General features: G+C 66.8%; 18 protein-coding genes, 1 tRNA gene and 1 pseudogene. 12 read left to right on the top strand and 8 right to left on the bottom strand.

Going from position 1 to position 23,065, the window contains the following annotated elements:
• Positions 1-107 precede the first annotated feature (107 nt).
• Both CSW63_RS15800 and msrB read right to left on the bottom strand, forming a co-directional pair.
• Positions 108-1,148 carry a glutathione S-transferase family protein gene (locus tag CSW63_RS15800; protein WP_062094194.1) on the bottom strand — a complete coding sequence of 347 codons (1,041 nt, stop codon included), beginning with the start codon at positions 1,146-1,148 and terminating at the stop codon, positions 108-110.
• An 80-nt stretch (positions 1,149-1,228) separates the two neighbouring features.
• Positions 1,229-1,708, bottom strand: coding sequence for a peptide-methionine (R)-S-oxide reductase MsrB (gene msrB, locus CSW63_RS15795; protein ID WP_062094197.1), 480 nt, complete (start codon positions 1,706-1,708; stop codon positions 1,229-1,231).
• Between the two features lie 52 nt (positions 1,709-1,760).
• Here msrB and CSW63_RS15790 point away from each other — a divergent pair, with 52 nt between their 5' ends.
• Complete coding sequence (locus CSW63_RS15790) at positions 1,761-2,336, top strand: type 1 glutamine amidotransferase family protein (RefSeq protein WP_062094193.1); 576 nt, start codon at positions 1,761-1,763, stop codon at positions 2,334-2,336.
• 178 nt (positions 2,337-2,514) lie between these two features.
• Here CSW63_RS15790 and CSW63_RS15785 read toward each other — a convergent pair whose 3' ends face one another.
• Entirely contained in the window at positions 2,515-3,012 is a 498-nt protein-coding gene (locus CSW63_RS15785) for a heme-binding protein (protein WP_062094192.1), read from the bottom strand.
• Complete coding sequence (locus CSW63_RS15780; RefSeq protein ID WP_062094191.1) at positions 3,009-6,920, bottom strand: LamG-like jellyroll fold domain-containing protein; 3,912 nt, start codon at positions 6,918-6,920, stop codon at positions 3,009-3,011. Before CSW63_RS15780 ends, CSW63_RS15785 begins: the two co-directional genes overlap by 4 nt.
• A gap of 23 nt (positions 6,921-6,943) precedes the next feature.
• Between CSW63_RS15780 and CSW63_RS15775 the strand changes: the two genes are divergently transcribed.
• From CSW63_RS15775 to CSW63_RS15765, 3 genes are all read left to right on the top strand, one after another.
• Positions 6,944-8,941, top strand: a complete 1,998-nt coding sequence (locus CSW63_RS15775) for an acetyl/propionyl/methylcrotonyl-CoA carboxylase subunit alpha (protein ID WP_099503268.1) — start codon at positions 6,944-6,946, stop codon at positions 8,939-8,941.
• 41 nt (positions 8,942-8,982) lie between these two features.
• Positions 8,983-9,438 carry a DUF805 domain-containing protein gene (locus CSW63_RS15770; RefSeq protein ID WP_062095068.1) on the top strand — a complete coding sequence of 152 codons (456 nt, stop codon included), beginning with the start codon at positions 8,983-8,985 and terminating at the stop codon, positions 9,436-9,438.
• Between the two features lie 72 nt (positions 9,439-9,510).
• Positions 9,511-9,915, top strand: coding sequence for a DUF805 domain-containing protein (locus CSW63_RS15765; RefSeq protein ID WP_010920039.1), 405 nt, complete (start codon positions 9,511-9,513; stop codon positions 9,913-9,915).
• A gap of 220 nt (positions 9,916-10,135) precedes the next feature.
• Here the strand turns inward: CSW63_RS15765 and CSW63_RS24195 are convergent.
• A pseudogene (locus tag CSW63_RS24195) lies at positions 10,136-10,539 on the bottom strand (hypothetical protein).
• 130 nt (positions 10,540-10,669) lie between these two features.
• Positions 10,670-11,395, bottom strand: coding sequence for a lipoyl(octanoyl) transferase LipB (gene lipB, locus CSW63_RS15750; RefSeq protein ID WP_099503270.1), 726 nt, complete (start codon positions 11,393-11,395; stop codon positions 10,670-10,672).
• Positions 11,396-11,407: 12 nt separating this feature from the next.
• Here lipB and CSW63_RS15745 point away from each other — a divergent pair, with 12 nt between their 5' ends.
• The 5 genes from CSW63_RS15745 (at position 11,408) to CSW63_RS15725 (ending at position 16,245) form a co-directional block, all read left to right on the top strand.
• On the top strand, positions 11,408-11,719 hold the full coding sequence (locus CSW63_RS15745; RefSeq protein ID WP_099503272.1) for a FliM/FliN family flagellar motor switch protein: 312 nt from the start codon (positions 11,408-11,410) through the stop codon (positions 11,717-11,719).
• Between the two features lie 85 nt (positions 11,720-11,804).
• Positions 11,805-11,889, top strand: a tRNA-Leu gene (locus tag CSW63_RS15740).
• A gap of 147 nt (positions 11,890-12,036) precedes the next feature.
• A complete protein-coding gene (mgtE, locus tag CSW63_RS15735; protein WP_099503274.1) occupies positions 12,037-13,506 on the top strand; it encodes a magnesium transporter in 1,470 nt (489 codons plus the stop codon).
• Positions 13,507-13,599: 93 nt separating this feature from the next.
• On the top strand, positions 13,600-14,883 hold the full coding sequence (gene spmX / locus CSW63_RS15730) for a lysozyme-family localization factor SpmX (protein ID WP_099503276.1): 1,284 nt from the start codon (positions 13,600-13,602) through the stop codon (positions 14,881-14,883).
• Between the two features lie 201 nt (positions 14,884-15,084).
• The gene (locus CSW63_RS15725) at positions 15,085-16,245 is read left to right on the top strand and encodes an isovaleryl-CoA dehydrogenase (RefSeq protein WP_099503279.1); all 1,161 of its coding nucleotides are present in this window, start codon (positions 15,085-15,087) and stop codon (positions 16,243-16,245) included.
• Positions 16,246-16,352: 107 nt separating this feature from the next.
• Here CSW63_RS15725 and CSW63_RS15720 read toward each other — a convergent pair whose 3' ends face one another.
• Both CSW63_RS15720 and CSW63_RS15715 read right to left on the bottom strand, forming a co-directional pair.
• A complete protein-coding gene (locus CSW63_RS15720; RefSeq protein ID WP_127847015.1) occupies positions 16,353-16,439 on the bottom strand; it encodes a hypothetical protein in 87 nt (28 codons plus the stop codon).
• A gap of 151 nt (positions 16,440-16,590) precedes the next feature.
• On the bottom strand, positions 16,591-18,366 hold the full coding sequence (locus tag CSW63_RS15715; RefSeq protein WP_168193669.1) for a patatin-like phospholipase family protein: 1,776 nt from the start codon (positions 18,364-18,366) through the stop codon (positions 16,591-16,593).
• Positions 18,367-18,536: 170 nt separating this feature from the next.
• Here CSW63_RS15715 and CSW63_RS15710 point away from each other — a divergent pair, with 170 nt between their 5' ends.
• Genes CSW63_RS15710 through CSW63_RS15700 form a run of 3 tightly spaced genes read left to right on the top strand, consistent with a single transcriptional unit; the run spans position 18,537 to position 23,014 of the window.
• The gene (locus CSW63_RS15710; protein ID WP_099503283.1) at positions 18,537-20,129 is read left to right on the top strand and encodes a carboxyl transferase domain-containing protein; all 1,593 of its coding nucleotides are present in this window, start codon (positions 18,537-18,539) and stop codon (positions 20,127-20,129) included.
• A 20-nt stretch (positions 20,130-20,149) separates the two neighbouring features.
• Positions 20,150-20,989, top strand: coding sequence for an enoyl-CoA hydratase-related protein (locus CSW63_RS15705; protein WP_099503285.1), 840 nt, complete (start codon positions 20,150-20,152; stop codon positions 20,987-20,989).
• A gap of 60 nt (positions 20,990-21,049) precedes the next feature.
• A complete protein-coding gene (locus tag CSW63_RS15700; RefSeq protein WP_099503287.1) occupies positions 21,050-23,014 on the top strand; it encodes an acetyl/propionyl/methylcrotonyl-CoA carboxylase subunit alpha in 1,965 nt (654 codons plus the stop codon).
• Positions 23,015-23,065 lie beyond the last annotated feature (51 nt).

Genomic DNA, 23,065 nt, shown 5'->3' with positions numbered 1-23,065 from the left:
GTGGTCCGCCGGGATTGAGCGCTGATAAGCGATCTCTAGGGCGCGGCGGGGTTGCAGCTCAATTCATATCAATTGAGTAGGATTTAAGGAAAGCTGATGGGCTTTCCTCATATCCCCCCAAACAGCGCCTCACACCCCGTCCCCGCCAGCAGGGCGTCAGCCGCCGCGCGATCGGCTGCAGACAGCGCGGCATGAGCCTGCCGCAGCGCCATCAGGCACTTGGCCTGGTAGGGGAAGGTCGGCTGGGTCCAGGGGCGGCCGTCGATGACCGCCTCGACTGTTTCGACGCCGCTCATCGTCGCCTTGGCGTTGGCCAGCAAGAACGGCGCATAGACCCTGCCGATCTCGGTCAGCAGCGGGCGCAGCGTGTCGGCAAGGTCGGCGCGCGAGGCCCAGTGGGCGGCGTCGGGCTCCAGGCCTGACAGGTCCTCCACCCGATCGAGCCAGGCCCGAACCCGGCGCGAGCGCTGGACGGTGATCGCCGCCGAGGTCGGTTCGATGATCGCCAGCTGCGACAGTTGGCCCTGGATCGCGAAGTCCGCCGCCGAGGGGCGGGCGCCCAGCACATAGCCTTGGCGCTCGATCAGGCCGTCCAGCACCTCGACCAAGCGGGCGTAGCTGGCCTCAATGGTGGCGGCGGTGGTCGGGTTGGAGCCCACCACATAGAGGCGGTCGATCTGGCGCTTGGAGATCTCGCGGGCGGCCGCTTCGGCGACCTGGCCGGGCAGGGTGGGGTCGTGCCAGAAAATCAGCATCGGCCCCGCGTTTGCGATGTCCGCCGCGTGCGCCCAGCGGAAATGGAACATCGCCTTGGTCAGCCACTCGTCAGCGTAGTCTTCGATCAGGTCATTGAGGAAGGCGACGACCGGATCGTCCGGGATCACCGAGCGGCCGGCGTGCTCGCGCTCAAGTCGGCGAATGATCGGGGTGGAGTCGGTCACCGCCTCGACGCCATCGGCGGTGGGAAAGTAGAAGGTGGGCAGCAGCTTCACCTTCGGCTCGGGCAGGCCCGGTGGCGGGTTGCGGTGGCTGCCCCAGTGGATCGCGTGCGGGATGCGCCGAAAACGCAGCAACGCCAGCATCTTGCGGGTGTAGGGTGATCCGGCCGCGCCCAGCAGGGCGAGCGGCGCTTTGGCGTTCGTCGACATGTTCCCTCCGCCATCGCTCGCTTCGGAGCTTTTGGCAGAGGGAATGCCGAAATAGGTTCGCCGTCAAACTTCCCCTTGGGTCAGGCGATCGCATCGCCTCGATGCAGCGGGTCGGGCAGGGGATCGCCGGACTTCACGAACTGCAGCGACACCGAGTTGATGCAGTAGCGCAGCCGCGTCGGCGCCGGGCCATCCGGGAAGACGTGGCCCTGGTGGCTGTCGCAGCGGGCGCAGCGGGTCTCGATGCGAACCATGCCGTAAGAGGTGTCGCGCACGCCGATGACGTGATCCTCGGCGAACGGGGCGTAGAAGCTGGGCCAGCCGGTGCCGCTTTCGAACTTGGTCTCGTGCTTGAACAGCGGCAGGCCGCAGAGACGGCAGCAATAGGCGCCGGGGTTCTTCTCGCCCAGCAGGCCGCCGCAGAACGGGGCTTCGGTGCCGTGATGCAGGAGAACGCGGGCTTCCTCGGCCGTCAGGTCGGCCTCCAGGCGTTCGCGCTCGGGCTCGGTCGGCGGCGTCAGGTCAAAGCCGGCGGTTGAAAGGGTGGCTGCGTCTGTCATGAAGGCCAATGTAAGCGTTTCGGCGCTGTTTCGGTAGCACCAGGAGCCCCACATGACCGTCGCCGTCGCCTTTCTGCAGCCGGGCTGGGCCGATTGGGAGGCCGGCGGCGTGCTGGCTCTGTTGCGCGAGCACCTGAAGGTGCAGATTGAGATCGCTACCCCGACCGGCGATCCCGAGACCTCGATCGGCGGGGTGCTAGCGGCGTCGGACTATCGCTTTGACGACCCGGTGCTCAGTGACGCCGACGTCTTCCTGCTGATCGGCAGCGACGCCTGGAGCGAAGGCGAAAATCCAGCGATCTCGGCGCTGATCCGCCAGGCGCTGGCCGACGGCAAGATCGTGGGCGGGATCTGCGCCGGCACGACGGCCCTGGCCCGTGCGGGCCTGTTCGCCGGACGCCGCCACACTTCGAACGGCAAGGACTGGCTGGACGGCGTTGTCCCGGGCTATGCGGGCGGCGAGCACTATGTCGACACGCCCAAGGCGGTGACCGACGGCAAGCTGGTTAGCGCGTCAGGCTTGGCGCCAGTGACCTTCGCGGCCGCTGTCGCGCGCCTGATCGCGCCGGAGCAGGAGGCGCTGATCGCAGGCTATGAAGCGATGTTCGCGCGCGAGTTTGGGGCTTAGGGGGTGCCTCAGCGCCATTCCCACAAGGTCGGAACACTTGTCATCCCGGACGCCTCTTAGAGGCGATCCGGGACCCAGGGGCCGCGCGCACCGCGTTTCGACACCCCCTGGGTCCCGGCTCTCCGCGCTGCGCGCTACGGCCGGGATGACACAGAGGTGATTGATTTGGCGGAAGGTTCTACTTCAGCGCCGTCTGACCCGCGCGCGCAACCACGCCGTCCTGGGCCGCCGTGCCGCCCGAAACGCCGATGGCGCCGACGATCTTGCCGTCGACCAGCAGCAGCTCGCCGCCTTCAACCGCCGTGGCGCCGGTGAAGATCGCGTTTAGGGTCCCGCTCTTCACCGCGTCCTGAAACACCGAGGTCGGACGGCGGAAGTGGGCGGCGGTCTGGGCCTTCTTCACCGCGACCTCGTTCGAGCCGTACTGCGTACCGTCCATCTTCTGGGCCAGCACCTGGGCGCCGTTCGACTCCAGCACGACGATGACCATGGTCCAGCCGTTCTTGCGGGCCTCGGCCTCGGCGGCGGCCGCGACGGTCTTGGCCTCAGCCAGGGTGATGACGCGGCTGGAATAGGCGGGCGCTGGGGCCGCCGGCGCCGCAGGCGCGGTCTGGGCCGAAGCGTAGCCGCCTGAGAGAGCCAGGCCGGCGGCGATCAGGGCAAGCGTCTTGTTCATGGCAGCACGACCTCGTCGTTCAGGGCGGTGTTCTGGGGGTGATCCGAGACGATGCGGACCCGCAGGCCCGAGGGCTTGGCGCCCGCCGGGATCTTCAGCTTCACCGAAGCGGTATTGGGCAGCAAGTCGCGGGGCGCCTTCAGCGGCGGGATCGCGGCGGTGGCCAGCACCTGGCCCGAGGCGCCGACGAGCTCCAGCTGGGCGGCGGACGTGTCCTGGGCGCCCAGGCTGTGAACCTTGGCGGTGACGACCGAGCCCTTCAAGGTGACGTCACCGCGCCCCACGCCCAGATCGGCGCGCCGGGCGGGATCGTCGCCGGCCTTGGTCAGGCTCATGTCGATGATCGTCGTCTGACGCGGGGGCAGGACGACCTTGGTCCCCAGGCTGCGCTCGAAGGCGAGGGTGCGGGTCTGGCTTGTCCCGTCGATCGCGTCGTCGCCATCGGAGTCGAGGCCTTGGGTCAAGCTCCACTGGCCGGGCGTGACGGTCCAGCCGGTCATGGTCGCCGTCACCGGCTTGTCGGTGGTGTTGTAGGCGATGACCTTGAAGCCGGTCTTGGTGGCGTTCTTGACCAGCAGGGCGACCGCCGTGCCGTCGGCGCCGTCGAAGCGCCAGGAGACGGTGTGGCCCGGGTTCATCTGGCCGCGCTTGTTGGCGATGCCGCCCAGCCGGGTGCGCTGCAGATAGTCGGATGGAAGCTCCACCCGGTCGGACCACCAGTGGCCCTCGGTGTGCATGTACATGTGCTGGGCGTTCCACTGGATCTCGTCGGCGTAGAGGTCCTCAAGGTGGGTCTTGTCGCCGGTGAGGGTCCAGGCCGCATAGCGCTCGAACGCCCCGCCCTTCGCTGCGGCTTTCAGGAGCGCGTCCTTGTTGGCCTCGCCCAGGTTCAGCGCAGTGAGGGCGTTTTCGTTGACCGCCGCCAGAGACTTCAGGCCGTTCTTGCCGATCCGCCAGGTGATCGGGGCCAGATACTTCGCGTCGCCGGTGATGCGCCAGGCCGACCAGAACACCTGGAAAGGACCGTCCGCGCCCGAGCCTTGCAGCACCGTGCCGCCGCGTTCGGCGTCGCTGCGCCAGTTGATTTCGTTGGGCAGGGAGCCGTCCGGCTTGGCGTGGGCCAGATAGCCATCGGCGAGCCCCACCACCGTAGCCTTGGCGGTGGCGTCGCCATTGTAGTCGGCGATCAGGATCGAGGGGTGGGTGACGCCGAACGAATACGGCTTCTGCCACTCCCACGGGCCTTCGCGGTACGCGATCTTGCCGCTGTACCAGTTGGTATTGAAGTGGACGTGGCCGGCCGGGTTCTGGTCGATGACGCGCGGCAGGGCCTTCACGGTCGTGAACAGGCGCTCGACCGCCAGCGGATCGCCGTAGTTGACGTACATCGCCTCCGAATTGGAGTTGATGCCTTCCTCATAGGCGTGCAGCTCGTCGGTCGCGATGGTCGACAGGCCGTCGGTGAACATGCCGTTCCTGTAGACGGCGTCGGTCAGGCGGTTCAGCGAGTGGGTGATCTTGTCGGGCTGCACGCCCATCAGCGCCACGCCCGGCCATTGCTGCAAGAGGTCGCTGTCATCCGACAAGCCGCCGCCGAAGTCGCCGAAGTCGGCCTGGCGCTCGTCGATCCACCAGTTGACGAACCTGGAGACCAGCTTCAGGTCCTCCAGTTGGCGGAAGGCCCACAGCGGTGTGTCGTCCTTGGGCTTGGGCTGCTCGAACGCCGGCCAGCCTTGGCTGCCATAGGTGATGTCGCCCCAGTATTCGCGGCCAACCGGGTTGTCGGGATCAACGCGCAGCAGATCGGTGATGTCGGCGTAGAGGCGACGATAAAGGCCTTGGCGTTTGGAGGTGGTGTGCTCCTCAACGAGGAACGCCCAGTTGTCCTTCACCTGGTTCAGACGATCCTGGATGTGCTCGACCTTGGCCTTGTCGCGGTCCTTGAGCACTAGGCGGATCTTAGTCCCGTCCATAGCCTTGGGGCTGAAGGCGGCGCTGTCGGCGGCCAGGGTCAGATACAGGCTGTCGGCGGTCAGGATGCGGTCGCGCAGGTCGAGCCACACTGTGCGGGCCTCGCCGGCCTTCACCGAGACGCTGACGTCGATCATGTTGCGGCCCGGCCAGATCGGGTCCTTCACCTGGATGTTCAGCGGGATGACCGTGCCCGCCGCGCCGGGCAGCGCGGGGATGTCGATGGCGATCCCGTCCAGGCCGTCGCGGGCGTTCTCCCAGCCATAGGCCCAATTGCGGGCCAGCGGCTTGGCCGCCGGCGCGTCGCCGAAGCCCGACGGGATCAGCACGTGGACGATCGGCAGGCCCTTGGCCGTGAGGTCGGTCGCGGGACGCGGCCGGGTCGGCGCGCCCTCCGGAACGGCCACGACCGTGGCGCGCTCGCCCGCCGGATGGCGACCGGCGATGTAGGCGTTGAGATCGGCCAGATTCAGATAGTCCGGCGCCACGTCGGCGCGGACCGTGTAGCTCATCTTGAAGGCGTCCCTCGGCTCGCCTCCGGCCGAGACGTTGTAGGCCCAGAGCTCCTGGATCGGAGTTTCCTGCGCCACGTTGGTAAAGGTCAGAACGCCGCCCGTCAGCGGCTGGGCCAGTGGGGTGACCGTGCGCTGCTGGTCCTTGGCGCGTGTTCCGACGCTGGCTTGCTTGTCGCCGGCCTTGGCCGACCAGGAGAGCGCGCCGTAGGCCGGCCCCTGGATCTCGATCCGGTTGATCGGCTCGTCGGGCAGAGCCACAGTCAGCGCCTTGCCGCCGTCGACATAAACGTTCCAGTCGGGCAACGGGAAATAGTCGTCGCGGCCGGGCAGGCGCGAGCGGTTGTAGACGCCAGGCCAGGTGGTTTCCGGGATGCCGTCATTGGCCCGCCACATCCACTGTTTGATGTCCTTGGCGTCCGTGATCTCGACCTTGCGGATCGTGGTCTTCTCGTCGGCGAGGAGCGGCGGGACCTCCTTGGTCCAGCCGTAGCGCTGCTTCCAGGCGGCGCGGACGGCCGGGTCCTCAAGCGTGGCGACGGGTGCAGCGATGGCGGGCGCCTGGTTGCGGGCGAGGGCGGTGATGGCGTCGGCGGCCAGCGCGCGGTCATAGATCCGCAGCTCGTCCAGATCGCCGCCGCGCGTGAAGTTGTAGCGGCTCTGCACCTGGTGGGGCGCGATCACCCGCCCGGCGACGCCGAACTGATCGAGGCCCGCGTCATAGACCGCCTTGGCCTCCTTCTTGGCCGCCAGCTTGCCGTCGACATAGAGCTGGACGCCGGTGGTCTCGTCCCAGGTGAAGGCCAGATGCGTCCAGGCGTCCGGGGCGGGGTTCTTGTCGACCTTGAACGAGACACGGGTGCGCGCCAGCCCATTGTCGGTGACAAAGGCGTCGAAGCCCTGGCCGTTCCAGTCGATGCGCAGGAACGCCATGTCCCAGCTGGAATGATCGGCGTAGCCGACGCGGAAGATCACGAACGGCGCGACGCCGGCCGGGTAGCCGGACTTCCAGAAGAAGGCGAGGGTTCCGCGCTGGGCCTGGATATTGCCGGGCGCGTTCCAAGAGACGATTCCATCGTCGGCGGCGCGGAAGCCCTTGCCGGCCTTGCCTTCGATTGATGTCACCTTGTCGGCGAAGTTGGGGACAGGATCGCCGGCCGTGATGTCGGGGACCAGCCCTTTGTCGCCCGACAGACGAAACAGCAGCCCCGGCTCGCCGGTCGGCGCCGCGCTCGTGGCGCTGGCCAGGATCAAGGCGCAAGCCGAGCCCAGGAACATCGACTTCATGACGACCGTCTCCTCCCGATGGCGAACATCTCGGACCCTACTCTTGGTAACCGGTGTCATGCCTGGGGCCCGGTGTAGCGCCGTAAGGGCAAGCTTGCAAACCCGGCGGGGCCTGATAGGCCATGCTGCAAAGCACAAAAATCTGCGGGCGGAAGTTGCCGATGTTCACGAAGATCCTGATCGCCAACCGTGGTGAGATCGCCGTCCGGGTGATCAAGACGTGCCGCCGCCTCGGCATCAAGACGGTGGTCGTCTACTCGGACGCCGACGCTGGTTCGCTGGCCGTGGAGATGGCCGACGAGACGGTGCACATCGGCGCTTCGCCGGCCAATCAGAGCTATCTCGTCGCCGACAAGATCATCGCCGCCTGCAAGCAGACGGGCGCGCAAGCGGTGCATCCGGGCTTTGGCTTCCTGTCCGAGAACGCCAGCTTCGCCCAGCGCTGCGCCGACGAGGGAATCGTCTTCATCGGTCCTAACCCTGGCGCGATCAGCGCCATGGGCGACAAGATCGAGAGCAAGAAGTTCGCCCAGGCCGCGGGCGTGTCCTGCGTGCCCGGCCACATCGGCGAGATCGCCGACACCGCAGAAGCCGTGAAGATCTCCGAGGAGATCGGCTATCCGGTGATGATCAAGGCCTCGGCCGGCGGCGGCGGCAAGGGCATTCGCGTCGCCTGGACCCGCCAGGACGTCGAGGAAGGCTTCCCGGCCGTGCGCGCCGAGGCCAAGGCCAGCTTCGGCGACGACCGCATCTTCATCGAGAAGTTCATCGAAAGCCCGCGCCACATCGAGATCCAGGTGCTGGGCGACAAGCACGGCAACGTCGTCCACCTGTTCGAGCGCGAGTGCTCGATCCAGCGCCGCAATCAGAAGGTCATCGAGGAAGCTCCCAGCCCGCTGCTGGACGAGGCCACCCGCAACGCCATGGGCGCCCAGGCCGTCGCCCTGGCCAAGGCCGTGAACTACGACTCCGCCGGTACGGTCGAGTTCGTCGCCGGCCAGGACAAGAGCTTCTACTTCCTGGAGATGAACACCCGTCTGCAGGTCGAGCACCCGGTGACCGAGCTGATCACCGGCCTTGATCTGGTCGAGCAGATGATCCGCTCGGCCTATGGGGAGAAGATGGCCTTTGGCCAGTCGGACCTCTCGATCAACGGTTGGGCCATCGAAAGCCGCATCTACGCCGAGGACCCGTACCGCAAGTTCCTGCCCTCGATCGGCCGCCTCGTGCGCTACGACCCGCCGGCGGAAGGCGACAAGGACGGCTACAAGGTCCGCAACGACGCCGGGGTGCGCGAAGGCGACGAGATCTCGATGTTCTACGACCCGATGATCTCCAAGCTCTGCACCTGGGCGCCGACACGCCTGGCCGCCATCGACGGCATGGGCCGGGCGCTGGAGGACTTCCACATCGAGGGCCTGGGCCAGAACATCCCGTTCCTGGCCGCCGTGATGGACGAGGAGCGTTTCCGGTCGGGCAAGCTGGCGACCAGCTACATCAAGGACGAGTTCCCCGACGGCTTCAACGGCACGACGCCGACGGCCCTCCAGCTCGACATCCTGACCGCCGTCGGCGCGGCCATGCAGCGCGTCTATGCGACCCGCGCTCGCAGCTACGACTCTGGCCTGATCGGCGAGGCGCGTGACGAGTGGGTGGTGGCGATCGGCGAGACCCGTCGCCGGGTCAAGGTCGCCGGCGAGGACGGTGCGGTGGCTGTCGAGCTGCTCGACGAAGGCCGCACCCTGTTCCTGACCGACATCGACTGGCGTCCGGGCAAGCCGGTGTTCAAGGCCGTGCTGAACGGTCTGGCCTTCACCGTCCAGGCCTCGCCCGCCGCCGAGGGCTTCACCATCCGCCATCGCGCGGCCAAGACGCGCGTGCTGGTCCTGACCCCGCGCTCGGCCGAGCTGCACGACAAGCTGCCCGAGAAGCAGGCCGCCGACACCTCCAAGCTGGTGCTGTCGCCGATGCCCGGCCTCGTCGTCTCGATGGACGTCACCGCCGGCCAGCAGGTCCGCGAGGGCGAGGTGGTCTGTGTGCTCGAGGCCATGAAGATGCAGAACATCATCCGCGCCGAGCGTGACGGCGTCGTCAAGGCGGTCAACGCCAAGGGCGGCGACCCGGTCGCGGCCGATGAGGTGCTGGTGGAGTTCGCATAAACGATGTTTTCTCCTCGGTTTGATAGCCGGGGAGAACTTATGTGACCTTCACGCAGACGATGCTGAGCTTCCAGGGGCGTCTTCGTCGTCGCGACCTTTGGATGTACTGGATCGGGTTGTTGGTGGTGGCCGCGACCCTCTTTGTGCTGTTGGAGCGCCTGCTTGGGCTCGATTTGACTGAGCACCGCTCCAGGATACTGACCCTGCTGACGGTCTGGCCGAGCTTTGCGCTGCTCGCCAAACGCATGCATGATCGTAACCGATCGGCTTGGTGGGCGCTGCTGCTGCTTGTCCCCGATCTGGTCGGCTCTTTCGACGCGATCATCGGTCTCCCTTTGGAGATTTCGATGTCAGCTAAAATTGTCGGCGGCTTAGTGGCGATCTGGTTCTTCATCGACTTCGGTTGTTTGGACGGGACTCAAGGCGACAACCGCTTCGGGCCGTCGCCGAAGGCGCCGCGCGAGCCTTCGCCCTCGGAGACGCCGGCTGTCGCCTAGGCGGACTTCCAGCCTTGTCCGTCAACGCCTAGATTGCCGCGAGCGGTGCATCCACCGACTCGGAGCAGGCGAATGAGCGATCGTAGCGAACTGGCGGAACTGTTCCTGTCGTCGAACGGCAGGCTGGCGCGCACGCCGTTCCTGATCGCCTCGGCCGTGGTGGTCGGGGTCGCCGTGTTCTACGAGGCGATCGCCAACTACACCCTGCACTGGCTGACGGGCTGGTTCGTCTATCCGATCCTGCTGTTCACCGGCGCTTGCCTGCTCTCTAAGCGGCTGCATGACCGCGGCCGGTCGGGCTGGTGGTCGATGCTGATCCTGATCGCGGTGGTCGCGGTCTGGCCGCAGCCCGAGCACTTCCTGGATTTCCTGTTCTCGCTGGTCATCCTCTGGTCAGTGGTCGAGCTGGGCGTGATGGGCGGCGAGCAGGGGGCCAACCGCTACGGGCCCAATCCCTTGAAGACGATTTCGATCTAGGTTGCGGCAGCCCTACACCCTCTCCCATGGGGAGAGGGCCGGGGAGAGGGGAGACGGCCTTGGCCGGCGCGCCGGCAGAGCGGCGGCTTTGAAACCCCTCTCCCGACCGCTTCGCGGCCACCCTCTCCCTCTGGGAGAGGGGCCGATTTATGGGGATTGGGCGCCGCGAACGCTCGGAATTGGCGGCGTTCACCCCAACGAAATCCACCACTTCTCACTTTTACGCGCCAACTTTCCCCGGCGTTGAAACCCGCCCCATACTGGTCCCACCTCGTCGCGAGGAAAGGGCGCATGGCCAGCGACCATTTGCGGCGGCGGGGGGCGGTCGAGCGGGGACAGGTTCGAGGGGGATACTCGGACAGTCCGGGGACCTGATGCTGGTCAGGCCCGCCCGCCGTCGGCGTGGTTGGAGGCAAAAGAATGTGTCTTAGCCTGTAGTGGCTCGTCCCCTCCGACCGTCGGGCATCTGGGAAACCAGCGGCCCGGGTCCCGGTAAGGCCTGAACAGGGCCACCTGACGGGATGCTGGCGGAAAACGGCTGCGCGGAGCGTTTGGGCTTCGTCGAAACGGTATCTACAAACTCACACTCCGGACGGATGTCCGGCGCTCCGCATCCCTTTCCAGACCTTCAGCGGATAGCCGCGTGAAGCGGCGGACGCACGCCTTCTAGATCCTCCCCCGATGGGGGAGGATTGTTTGCCCCGGCCCTTCCCCATCAAGGGGAAGGAAGCAGAGAGACGGCAAGCGCATGCTCTTAAACCGGAGCCTCAGCGTCCTCGACCGGTCCGAAGATTTTGGCGAAACTGGCCCGCAGCGCTGCGTCCGCTTCATCCATGGCGACCGGCAGGCCCAGGTCCACCAGGCTGGTGACGCCATGCTCGGTCTGGCCGCAGGGCACGATGCCCGAGAAGTGCGACAGGTCGGGCTCCACGTTCAGGCTGATCCCGTGGAAGCTGACCCAGCGCCGCAGCTTGACGCCGATGGCGGCGATCTTGTCCTCGCGGCTCCAGCCGGCGCCCTTGCGCTCTACCCAGACGCCGACCCGGCCCTCGCGCAGTTCGCCGGTGACATTGAAGGCGGCCAGGGCGTCGATGATCCAGGCCTCCAGCGCCGCGACGAAGGCCCGCACGTCGCGGCCGCGCTGCGTCAGGTCCAGCATCACATAGGCCACGCGCTGGCCCGGGCCGTGATAGGTGAACTGGCCGCCGCGCCCGCTCTCGAACACGGGGAAACGATCAGGCTGGATCAGGTCGCCGGGCTTGGCCGAGACGCCGGCCGTATAGAGCGGCGGGTGCTCCAGCAGCCAGATCAGCTCGCCCGCGGTTCCGTCGGCGATGGCCGCCGCGCGGGCCTCCATGGCGGCAACGGCTGCCGGGTAGGGTACGGGCCCGGTCGAAACCGCCCACCCCACGGGCGCCCCGTCGGCGCGGGTCATGCGCGGAAGGCCAGTCTTTTCAGGGTTTAACGGGAGCGAAAGCATGCGGCCTTATTCTTGCAATCCTGGACGCCGCGACCGGGTGGGTCGTGCGTGTCAGTTCAAGGGTCTTACTTCGTGAGCCAGGTCAACGCCGTCAATGTCGAGATCTCGGTCCTGTTGGGTCGTTCGATCCTGCCGATGCAGCAGCTTCTGCGCATGGGCCGGGGCGCGGTGATTCCGCTGGACGCCAAGACTCATGACGAGGTGTGGATTCTGGCCAACAACCACCCGATCGCGCGCGGCGAAATCCAGATCAGCGACGATCGCATCGCCATCCAGGTGACGCGCGCGGCCGACGTCTACGACTACATGGCGGGCGGCAGCTGATCCGTCGCGGGGCGGAGTTCGACATTCTCGAACTTCCGGCTTCCCAAAGCCGATCCAGTTTGCTACCAGCCGCCCCTCACCACGAGCGGTCGTGGCGGAATTGGTAGACGCGCAGCGTTGAGGTCGCTGTGGGGCAACCCGTGGAAGTTCGAGTCTTCTCGACCGCACCAAGGTGAACTTGAGTAGAGCGTCCCGGCGAATTCGGTTTCCGACTCGCCTGGGGCGCTCTAATCGTTTCTGGCCTTGGATTCGCCCCAAGGTCGCTTCATCGGACCAACCAGCACGAATCTGCCAGCTCTTGAGCTCAGGAGGCCCCCATGACCCGGGACACCGCCGAACTGAACGACGACGTGCTGGACGACACCCCGCTGGCTCACATCCCGCTTCCGAAGACCGAGACGCCCGAGGAGCTCGAAGACCTCGCCCTGGGCGATGACTACGCGCTCAATCCCGACTACGTCGAGATGGTGATCGACGCCGCCGATCGCGGCGACACCAAGCGCCTGGGCGAACTGATCACGGCGCTGGACCCGGCGGACGTCGCCGACCTGATGGGCTTTCTCACGGCCGACTACCGCGAGGAAGTGATCCCGCTGCTCGACCCGCAGGCGCTGGGCGAGATCATTTCCGAGCTCGAGGACAACATCCGCGAAGAGGTGCTGGAGGCGACGCCGTCCGTCACCCTGGCCCGGGCCCTCGAGGAGCTGGACACAGACGACGCCGCCGACGTCATCGACGACCTTGACGACACCAAGCGCTTCCAGGTGCTGGCCGCCATGGGCGAGACCGACCGCGCCGCCATCGAAACGACCCTGTCCTACGAGGACGAGACCGCCGGCCGCCTGATGCAGCGCGAGTTCCTGGCCGCGCCGGAATTCTGGACCGTCGGCCAGACGATTGACCATGTCCGCGAGGCCGGTGACTCACTGCCCGAGCTGTTCTTCGACGTTTATGTCGTCGATCCGACCTTCAAGCCGGTCGGAGCCATCCCGATCAGCATTCTGCTGCGCAGCCGCCGCGAGACGCCGCTGGCCGAGCTGATGGAGGCGGTCACCGAAATCCCGGTCGAGATGGACCAGGAAGAGGTCGCCTACATCTTCGACAAGTACCACCTGATCAGCGCCCCGGTGATCGAGCCCGGCGGGCGCCTCGTGGGCCAGATCACCGTCGACGACATCGTCGAGGTCATCCGTGACGAGGCCGAAGAAGACATCCTGGCCCTGGCCGGTGTGTCGGACGCGGGCCGCGACGCCTCGGTGATCGAGATCGTAAAGTCGCGCCTGCCGTGGCTGATGCTGAACCTGGCGACCGCGACCCTGGCGGTCAGCGGCGTGGCCATCTTCCAGGACGAGATCGCCCAGCTGGTGGCCCTGGCCATCCTGATGCCGATCGTCTCGTCATTGGGCGGCAACGCCGGCACCCAGACTCTCGCCGTCGCGGTGCGCGCCCTGGCCAGCAAGGAGCTGACCACGGCCAACGCCCGCCGCATCGTGGCCCGGGAGCTGCTGGTGGGCCTGGTCAACGGCCTGTGTTTGGCGCTGGTGATGGGCGCGGCGACCTACATGTTCTTCGGGCCGTCCGACCACCACGACAAGCTGGCGATCATCGTCGGCGCGGCCCTGATCACCAACATCTTCACCGCCGCGCTGGGCGGCATCCTGATGCCGCTGGCGCTGGAGAAGATGGGTCGCGACCCGGCGGTGTCGTCGTCGATCTTCGTCACCTTCCTGACCGACTTCACCGGCTTCTTCGCCGTGCTGCTGATCGCCTCGCTGCTGCTGCACTGAGATCTTCTCGCTCATCCGGGGAAACTGGCGCCGACCTTGCGCCGAGACAGGCGAACGCATCCGCGTCTGTCTCAAACTGGGTCAATCTAGGCGATGAAACCGCGTCATCAGGTCTCCCGGGCCGCCGTCGATCTCATCAAGAGATTCGAAGGGTACCGTCAGAAGGCCGCGCAGCTCCCCGATGGGCGCTGGACGGTCGGCTATGGCCACACCCTGACCGCCCGTGAAGGGGCCTCCGTCTCGGAAAAGGACGCCGAGGCGCTGCTGCTCTACGATCTCATCTCGGTCGCCCATTCGGTGAACGAGCACACCTACGCGCCGCTGAATCAGAACCAGTTCGACGCGCTGGTCTGCTTCGCCTTCAATATCGGCCTCGACAACTTCCTGCGTTCGGGCGTGCTGCGCCGGATCAACGAGGGCTCGCTGCTGCAAGCCGCGTGCGCGATGGAGATGTGGCGCAAGGCCGACTTCGAGGGCGAGCGCATTGTCATCGACGCCCTGGTGCGCCGCCGCGCCGCCGAAAAGACGCTTTTCCTCACGCCGGCCAACGGCGAATGGGTCCCGGCGCCGAGCCCGGTGCTGCGGCCCAAGGTCGACTATGACGCCAGCTGCGCGGTGCCCAGGCAGACGCCCGCCGCCGTCAATACGCGCACCGAGGGCGACCGGGTCGTCGCCGAGCGCGAGGACGGGCTGCCGCTGAACGTGGTCGTCCCGGAAGAGGAGGGGCCGACAGCGACCGAGCAGTCGGCCGCCGCCGTCGCCGCCCGCCTGGAAGCCATCCTGCCGGAGAGCCCGGCGCCGATCGCCAAGCCGGCGATCCGCCAGGACGATCTGGGTCTGCCCGAGCCGCCCGTGCCGACTCGGCCGGCCGAGGTCGACCCTGCCCCGACCCTGTTCCCTTCCGAGCCGCAGGCGGTTCCGGACGAAGCGCCGCCCGCGCCCGTCGAGTTCACGCCGTTCCGCCTGACTCCGCAGACGACCGAAGAGGTAGAGTCGCCGGTCGAAGCCCCGTATCAGGTGCGTTCGGCTCCCAGCGAGCCGACCTTGTTCGGTGCGCCGGTCGCGGGTTCGTCGGTGTTCAATCTCGACGGCTTCTCGACGAGCGAAGACGCCAGCGTCGGCGTGATGGATGTGCCTCTGGTCGAGCCCGAGCAGCCGCGCTTCGGCAACGCAAGCCTTCTGATCAGCCTGGGCATCCTGGGCCTGGCCCTGTTCGGCGGCGGCGTTCTGTGGATCCTCACCGTCGCGGCGGGCTCTGACGGCCAGGTGAAGCTGTTCGGCTATGGCGCCAGCATGGTCGGCGCGATCTGCTTTGTGGTCTCGGCCTATCTGTTGCTGCGTCGCCTGGCCGGTCCCGATACGAGCGACGACGAGTAGTTTTCTTTGCTTCCCATGCGGAAGCTGTGAGCAAGAACGCCCGCTGGTCTCGATGCCCGGCGGGCGTTTTTGCTATGTCTCGACAGTTTTCCGGTGGAAATCGACTGCGATCGGATGCACACGCTGTCTCGGTGCTGAGCCAGAGCGTGACAAGCGCTGAAACCGCCCACATCTTCCGTTCGGGCGCTCGGGAAGGAAACTATGTCGATGACTTTCGCTCCCTCGATGGATTTCGCGCTGGGTGAGACCGCAGACGCCATCCGTGAAACCACGGCGCGCTTCGCCGCAGACAAAATCGCGCCGATCGCTGCGAAGATCGATGAGACCAACACCTTCCCGCGCGACCTCTGGGTCCCGATGGGGGACCTCGGCCTGCATGGCGTTACCGTCGAAGAGGAATTCGGCGGTCTGGGCCTGGGCTATCTAGAGCACGTCGTGGCGATGGAAGAGGTCAGCCGCGCGTCGGCCTCGGTGGGGCTCAGCTATGGCGCGCACTCCAATCTCTGCGTGAACCAGGTCCGCCGCTGGGCGACGCCGGAGCAGAAGCGCCGTTACCTTCCCAAGCTGATCAGCGGCGAGCATGTCGGTTCGCTGGCCATGAGTGAGGCCGGTTCGGGCTCGGACGTCGTGTCGATGAAGCTACGCGCCGAGCAGGTCGGCGACCGCTACATCCTGAATGGCACGAAGTTCTGGATCACCAACGCGCCCCACGCCGACACGCTGGTGGTCTACGCCAAGACCGGCGAGGGCAGCCGGGGCATCACCGCCTTCCTCGTCGAGAAGGGCATGAAGGGCTTCAGCGTCTCCAAGAAGCTGGACAAGATGGGCATGCGCGGCTCGGACACCGCCGAGCTGGTGTTCGAGGACTGCGAGATCCCGGAAGAGAACGTCATGGGTCCGGTCGGCGGCGGCGTCGGCGTGCTGATGAGCGGCCTGGACTATGAGCGCGCCGTGCTGGCGGCGGGGCCCTTGGGCATCATGCAGGCCTGTCTCGATATCGTTCTGCCCTATGTCCGCGACCGCAAGCAGTTCGGCCAACCGATCGGGTCGTTCCAGCTGATGCAGGGCAAGATCGCCGACATGTACGTGGCCCTGAACTCGGCGCGGGCCTATGTCTACGCCGTCGCCAAGGCCTGCGACGCGGGCAAGACCACGCGTTTCGACGCCGCCGGCGCGATCCTGATGGCGTCTGAGAACGCCGTGAAGGTGTCGCTGGAAGCGATCCAGGCTCTGGGCGGCGCCGGCTACACTAAGGAATGGCCGGTCGAGCGGCTCCTGCGCGACGCCAAACTCTACGACATCGGCGCGGGCACCAACGAGATCCGCCGCTTCCTGATCGGCCGTGAGTTGATCGGCGGCTGATCCTGGTCTGCGAGACATGAAAAGGGCCGCCCCGATCGCTCGGGACGGCCCTCCATCGTCGTAGCCGCTCTCGCAGCCTGTGACTTTTACCCTTGGCGCTCAACGCCTTAGGCGGAGACCTCGCTCTTCGGGCTCCAGGTCACGACTTGCGACCGCGGTTGGAGACAATGAGACACTGGATCACCTCCTTTCAGTTGTTGAACAACACAGGACGGATATTGGACCGCCGTCGGCGAAAGGGAAGGGGCTATCGCTTGCGACGCGAGGTCGCGGTCGCTTGCGGGGTGCGCCGCTCAATTCCGGAGCAACATCTGATCGTCCGTCGCTCGCCCAAGGCCGCGTGTCTTATCTCTGCCAGGCGGGGCTGTGCTGGGCGCGCCGCTCGATCAGGCTCGGGCGCTTGCGAAGGTCGGTGATCGGCCGATCCACGCCGTCCAGCGCGAAGCCTGCGGCGACGTAGCCGGCCTTCACCGCCGGTTCGAACGCGCGCCAGTCCCGGATGTCGATCCCTTCCAGTTTCGGGGTGATCAGGACGTCGGTCGCCTCGCGGGCGGCGGCGAGGTCGCGTCCCGTCGTCACGGTCGCGGCGCGCATCAACAGGGCCACGATCGGCGGCCCCTTCCGCCACTCGCCTGAAACGATCCAGTTCCACAGCGACGGCGGCGTGACGATGTCGGCGCTGGTGATGCTGCGGCCGCGCGTGACGTCGACGCCGACGATCGGGCCGAGTTGAAATGAGCGCATCACGTCGGCGGGGAAGTTCTTCATCACCGCGCCATCCACCAGCACCTGTCCATTCTGGGTGGCCGGCGGAAGCACGCCCGGCAACGAGATCGAGGCGCGCAACGCCTCCTGCAGGTCGCCCGTGCGGTGGAGTTGATAGGAGCCGGAGGTAAGGTTCGACGACACGCAGAAGAACGGCAGCCAGAGATCGCTGATGTCGACCTCGCCAAAGTGCTCGTGCAGCCGGTCGCGGACTTTCTCGCCGCGTGTCATGGCGATCATCGGAAAAGCGATATCGTCCAACGGACTGGTGTCGACGAAGGCCTTTTGAATACGGGCTTCCAGTTCTCCGTCGTCCCACCCCATGGCCAGACCAGCCGCGACGATCGCGCCCATCGACGCGCCGCCCACGAAGTCGATCGGGATGCCGCGTTCGCGCATCGCCTGGATCGCGCCGATATGGGCGTAGGCGCGAGCCCCGCCCCCGGAGAGAACAAGGCCCACCGACTGACCCGTAAGCACGCGGGCCAGTCGCTGTAGGTCTCCGACGCCATTCTCGCGCAGATGGAACAGTCTGGCCGCCTGGGTCGCCGCCATCCAGGCCGCCGAGCCGGACGGGCGATCAAGGTTGGCGGACTGCAGCAGAATGAGATCCACCAGCCGCTGCGTCTGCAGCGGACCGGAAGCGTAGGATGGAATGGTCGTGGGCGGCGAACGATCGCCGCGACCAACGCGGAATAGGTGGTCGACCTGACGGCCAACGACATGCTTCCACGCGGTCTCGTCGGCTTCGGCCACGTACAGCACGAAGTCGTGCTCACGTTCGACGTTACTGAACCATTCGGTCGGCGCGAGCAACGACTCGCCGCCTTCCACGGTGACCGAGTAGCCCAGGCTTTCGATGCAGCGGCCAAGGCGCTCAACGACGGGGCGGATCGCCGCGCCGGGCTCCACTGCGATGAAGCCGAAGACCGACGGATCGCCGATCGCTGCGTGGGTCTGCGCCTGGCGCGCCCGGCGGATCATCAGCCGGGAGAGCTCCAGCATGACCGTCGGATCGTCCTCCGCCGCCTCGAAGAAGTCGTCGCGGGGAAGCGCTAGCACCTCGCTGTCGCGAAGAGACACCATGTTGGCCGAATGCGCCGTGCCCCCGACCAGGGCCATCTCACCCGCCGGTTCGCCCGGGCGGATCACGCCCAGGAATTGTGATTCCTGGCCTTCCTCGCGGCGGAAGGCGCCCAGGCGTCCGGTCTTCAGAAAATAGAGATGGTCCGCCGCTTCGCCTGGCTCGAAAAGGGTCGCCCCCCCGGGCAGGGAAAACCAGGCCGCCGCCCCGGTTCGTGTCGCGCGGGCGAAGAGGCGGGCCAGGGCCGAGTCGTCGGGCAGGGGCGTTTCCACGCCGCGAACGCTAACCCGAACCGGCAGGCTTGACCACAAGGACACCATCAGGCGCAACTGTTGATCGCACAAGCGAAATGGTCGAGAACGGTTTTGGCTCGGAATCTTTGGGTTCGGGGTCCAAAAAACTCCGACTTTCAGGGCAGGGTGGAAAAGGCTAAGCGTCGGTCATGCCGAAGTTGAACTCCGTTATCGACGCGTCCAGCGACGCCTTCGCCAGGAACGCCGCCCATAACCGGGCGCTTGTGGAAGAGCTGCGCGCCAAGGTGGCGCAAGCCGCCCTCGGCGGACCGGAAGGCGCCCGCGAGCGGCACACGTCGCGCGGCAAGTTGCTGCCCCGTGATCGCGTCGAGCGCCTCTTGGATCCGGGCTCGCCTTTCCTGGAGGTCGGCCAACTGGCCGCCTGCGACCTCTACAATGGCGAAGCGCCAGGCGCGGGCATGATCTGCGGCGTCGGCCGCGTGTCGGGCCGCGAGGTGATGATCGTCGCCAATGAACCGACGGTGAAGGGCGGCGCCTATTTCCCGATGACGGTAAAGAAGCACCTGCGCGCCCAGGAGATCGCCGCGCAGAATCGGCTGCCCTGCATCTATCTGGTCGACAGCGGCGGCGCGAACCTGCCGCACCAGGCCGAGGTCTTCCCGGACCGCGACCACTTCGGGCGCATCTTCTTCAACCAGGCCCGGATGAGCGCGGCCAGCATTCCGCAGATCGCCTGCGTGATGGGCTCATGCACCGCCGGCGGGGCCTACGTCCCGGCGATGAGCGATGAGACGGTCATCGTTCGCAATCAAGGCACTATCTTCCTCGCCGGCCCGCCGCTTGTGAAGGCCGCGACCGGCGAGGTGATCTCGGCCGAAGAGCTGGGCGGCGCCGAGACTCACGGTCGCCGCTCGGGCGTTGTCGACCACGTCGCGGAGAACGACGAGCACGCCCTGGAGATCGTTCGCTCCATCGTCGCCAACCTGAACACCACCAAGCCGGATCAGTTGGTGCTCGCCGACCCCGAGCCACCCGCTTACGACCCCGAGGAGATTTACGGGATCGTGCCCACCGATGTTCGCGCGCCCTATGATGTCCGCGAGGTGATCGCCCGCGTAGTCGACGGCAGCCAGTTCGACGAGTTCAAGGCCTTGTATGGCACGACCCTAGTCTGCGGTTTCGCGCGCATCTGGGGGCAGCCTGTGGCGATCCTCGCCAACAACGGCGTGCTCTTCAGCGAGAGCGCGGTCAAGGGCGCGCACTTCATTGAACTCGCCTGCAAGCGCAAGATTCCGCTGGTCTTTTTGCAGAACATCTCGGGCTTCATGGTCGGCGGCAAGTACGAGGCCGGCGGCATCGCCAAGGACGGCGCCAAGCTGGTGACGGCTGTGGCTTCCGCCGAGGTCCCGAAATTCACCGTCCTGATCGGCGGCAGCTTCGGGGCGGGAAACTACGGCATGTGCGGCCGCGCCTACAGCCCGCGCTTCCTGTTCACCTGGCCCAACAGCCGCATCTCGGTCATGGGCGGCGAGCAGGCCGCCAGCGTGCTGGCCACCGTCCACCGGGACGCCGCCAAGTGGACGCCCGAGGAGGCCGAGGCTTTCAAGGCGCCGATCCGCCAGCGCTACGAGGACGAAGGCAATCCCTACCACGCAACGGCCCGCCTCTGGGACGACGGGATCATTGATCCGGCGCAAACCCGGGACGTTCTGGGTCTGGCCATCTCGGCGTCGCTGAACGCGCCGATCCCCGAGACCACTTTCGGCGTTTTCCGGATGTAGCTTCCAGGAAGGACCTTCCCATGACCAACCCGATCGCCGATCCCATCGTCGAGGTGCCCGACACTGACGCGATGAGCCCGTTGGTCCACATGGACAGCACGCCGGAAGGCGCGGTCACCGTGTGGATCAATCGGCCGGAGAAGAAGAACGCCTTCGACGCCGCCACGATCGCGGCCTTGCGTCAGACCTTTGAGACCCTGCACGGCGCCGAGGGTGTCCGCGTGGTGTTCCTGCGTGGGGTGGGCGGCGCGTTCAGCGCCGGCGCCGACCTCTCCTGGATGGCCGACGCGGCCGATTGGGACGAGGATGACAATCGCCAGGACGCGCTCGAATTGGCGCACATGCTCAAGGCGTTGCACGATATCCCGGCTCTGACCGTGGCTCTCGTCGAAGGCCCCGCCTTCGGTGGCGGCGCGGGGCTTGTCGCGGCGTGCGACCATGCGCTGGCGCTGGTCGACGCCAAGTTCGCCTTCTCGGAGGTGAAGCTGGGTCTGACGCCGGCGACGATCAGTCCCTACGTCATCCAAGCCCTGGGCCCTCGGACCGCCAAACTCCTGTTCGCCACGGGCCGCGTCTTCGACGCCGATGACGCCTGGGGCTTTGGTCTTGTCGACGAAGTGTTCGAGGATGTCGCCAGCCTTGAGGCCGCCCGTGACGCCCTGATCGCCGAGATGGCGCCCTGCGCGCCCGGCGCGATCGGCGACGCCAAGGCCCTGGTCAACGACTTCGTTGGTCAAAAGCTCGACAAGGGGCTGATCGAAGAGAGCGCGCGTCGCATCGCACGCCGGCGTGTGTCGTCCGAAGGACAAGAAGGCGTGCGCGCTTTCCTGGCCCGTCGCAAGCCGTCCTGGGTCGAATAGGATTCGCCCTCTCAGCCAGGCTCCGTTGGTCTTCGCGTTTTCGCTAGATTGGGTTTCCCGTTGCTCTCTTCCGTCCTGATCGCCAACCGAGGCGAGATCGCCCGCCGTATCATTCGCACCGCTCGCGATCTGGGCGTGCGGACGATCGCCGTCTATTCCGAGGCGGACGCCAATGCGCCGTTCGTCATGGAGGCCGACGCCGCGATCCTGATCGGCCCAGCGCCGGCCAAGGACAGCTATCTGGACCCTCGCAAGATCCTAGCGGCGGCCAAGCAGATGGGCGCCGAGGCGATCCATCCGGGCTATGGCTTCCTGTCCGAGAACGCCGAGTTCGCGCAAAGCGTGATGGACGCGGGGCTCGTCTGGATCGGTCCGCCGCCATCGGCGATCCGGGCCATGGGCCTGAAGGACGCCGCCAAGGCGGTGATGATCAAGGCCGGCGTGCCCACCACGCCCGGTTATCTGGGCGAGGACCAGTCGGTTGACCGCCTCACCGCCGAGGCGGCCAAGATCGGCTATCCGGTGCTGATCAAGGCCGTCGCCGGCGGCGGCGGCAAGGGGATGCGTAAGGTCGAGCGCGCGGAGGACTTCGAGGCCGCGCTGGGCTCGTGCCGGCGCGAGGCCGCGGCGGCCTTCGGCGACGACCGGGTGCTGCTGGAGAAGTACGTCACCCGGCCGCGCCACATCGAGGTGCAGGTGTTCGGCGACAGCCACGGCAATGTCGTCCACCTGTTTGAACGCGACTGCTCGCTGCAACGCCGCCACCAGAAGGTCATCGAGGAGGCGCCGGCGCCGGGCATGGACGAGGCGACCCGGGCCGCCGTCTGCGCCGCGGCGGTCAAGGCCGCCAAGGCCGTGAACTATGTCGGCGCTGGAACGGTCGAGTTTATCGCCGACGCCAGCGAAGGCCTGCGCGCCGACCGTATCTGGTTCATGGAGATGAACACCCGCTTGCAGGTCGAGCATCCAGTGACCGAGATGGTCACCGGGCAGGATTTGGTTGAATGGCAGTTGCGCGTGGCCTCCGGCGAGCCGCTGCCGCTGGAGCAGGACGAGATCACGCTGGACGGCTGGGCCATGGAGGCGCGGCTCTACGCCGAGAACCCGACCACGGGCTTCCTCCCGTCGACGGGCAAGCTCAAGCACTTCCGCCTGCCGGAAGGCGACGTCCGGGTCGACAGCGCGGTCGAGGAGGGGGGCGAGGTCACCCCATTCTACGACCCGATGATCGCCAAGCTGATCGCCCACGGCGCCGACCGCGAGGACGCCGCCCAGCGCTTGGCCGAGGCCTGCGCTCTGGTCGAGGTTTGGCCGGTCAAGACCAACGCCGCGTTCCTGGCCAAATGCGCCAGCCACCCGGACTTCGTCGACGGCGCGGTGGACACCGGCTTTATCGAGGCGCGCCTTGATGAGCTGACGGAACGCACTTTTAGCGACGAGCCTGCCATGGCCGCGATCGGCTGGCGTTTGGACAGCTTCCTGGAGGCGGAGGCCCGGCGCGATCCGTGGGAGCCAGCCCCGTCGAAGTTGCTCGGTTTCCGTATGAATGCGCCCCGGGCGACGATGCATCTGCCGATGTCTACCGACGGCAAGGCCACGCCGCTGCGCGTCGCCCTGATCGGCGGTGGAACCGAAGACTGGTCCTGGGACATCCGCCACGCCGACGGCTCGACCTTCGACGAGGTTACGCGCCTGCCAACCACTTACGGCAAAGGCCCGATCCAAGTGTTCGAGGGTGGCGACGTCGTGGAGTTCGACTTCGTCGCCAGGGTCGGCGGAGCGGGTGAAGGCGGCGCCTCGGATGGCGCGATCCTGTCGCCGATGCCGGGCAAGATCGTCTCGGTCGCGGTGACCGCCGGCGAGGCCGTAAGCAAGGGGCAGACCCTGCTGACCCTAGAGGCCATGAAGATGGAGCACGCAATGGCCGCGCCGTTCGACGGCGTGGTCGCCGAGCTGTCGGCGACGACGGGCGGGCAAGTCAGCGAGGGCGTCTTACTTGCGCGCCTGGAGCCGGCCGCAGGCTGAGTCTGATCCGCGCGCCTCGCCTTCACCCAGCCTCCAGATGACATCGCGACG

This window comes from Caulobacter sp. FWC26 (assembly GCF_002742645.2).
GTDB lineage: Bacteria > Pseudomonadota > Alphaproteobacteria > Caulobacterales > Caulobacteraceae > Caulobacter.
Note: the sequence above shows the minus strand (reverse complement) of the source record. Positions and strands in the feature narration are given on the sequence as shown.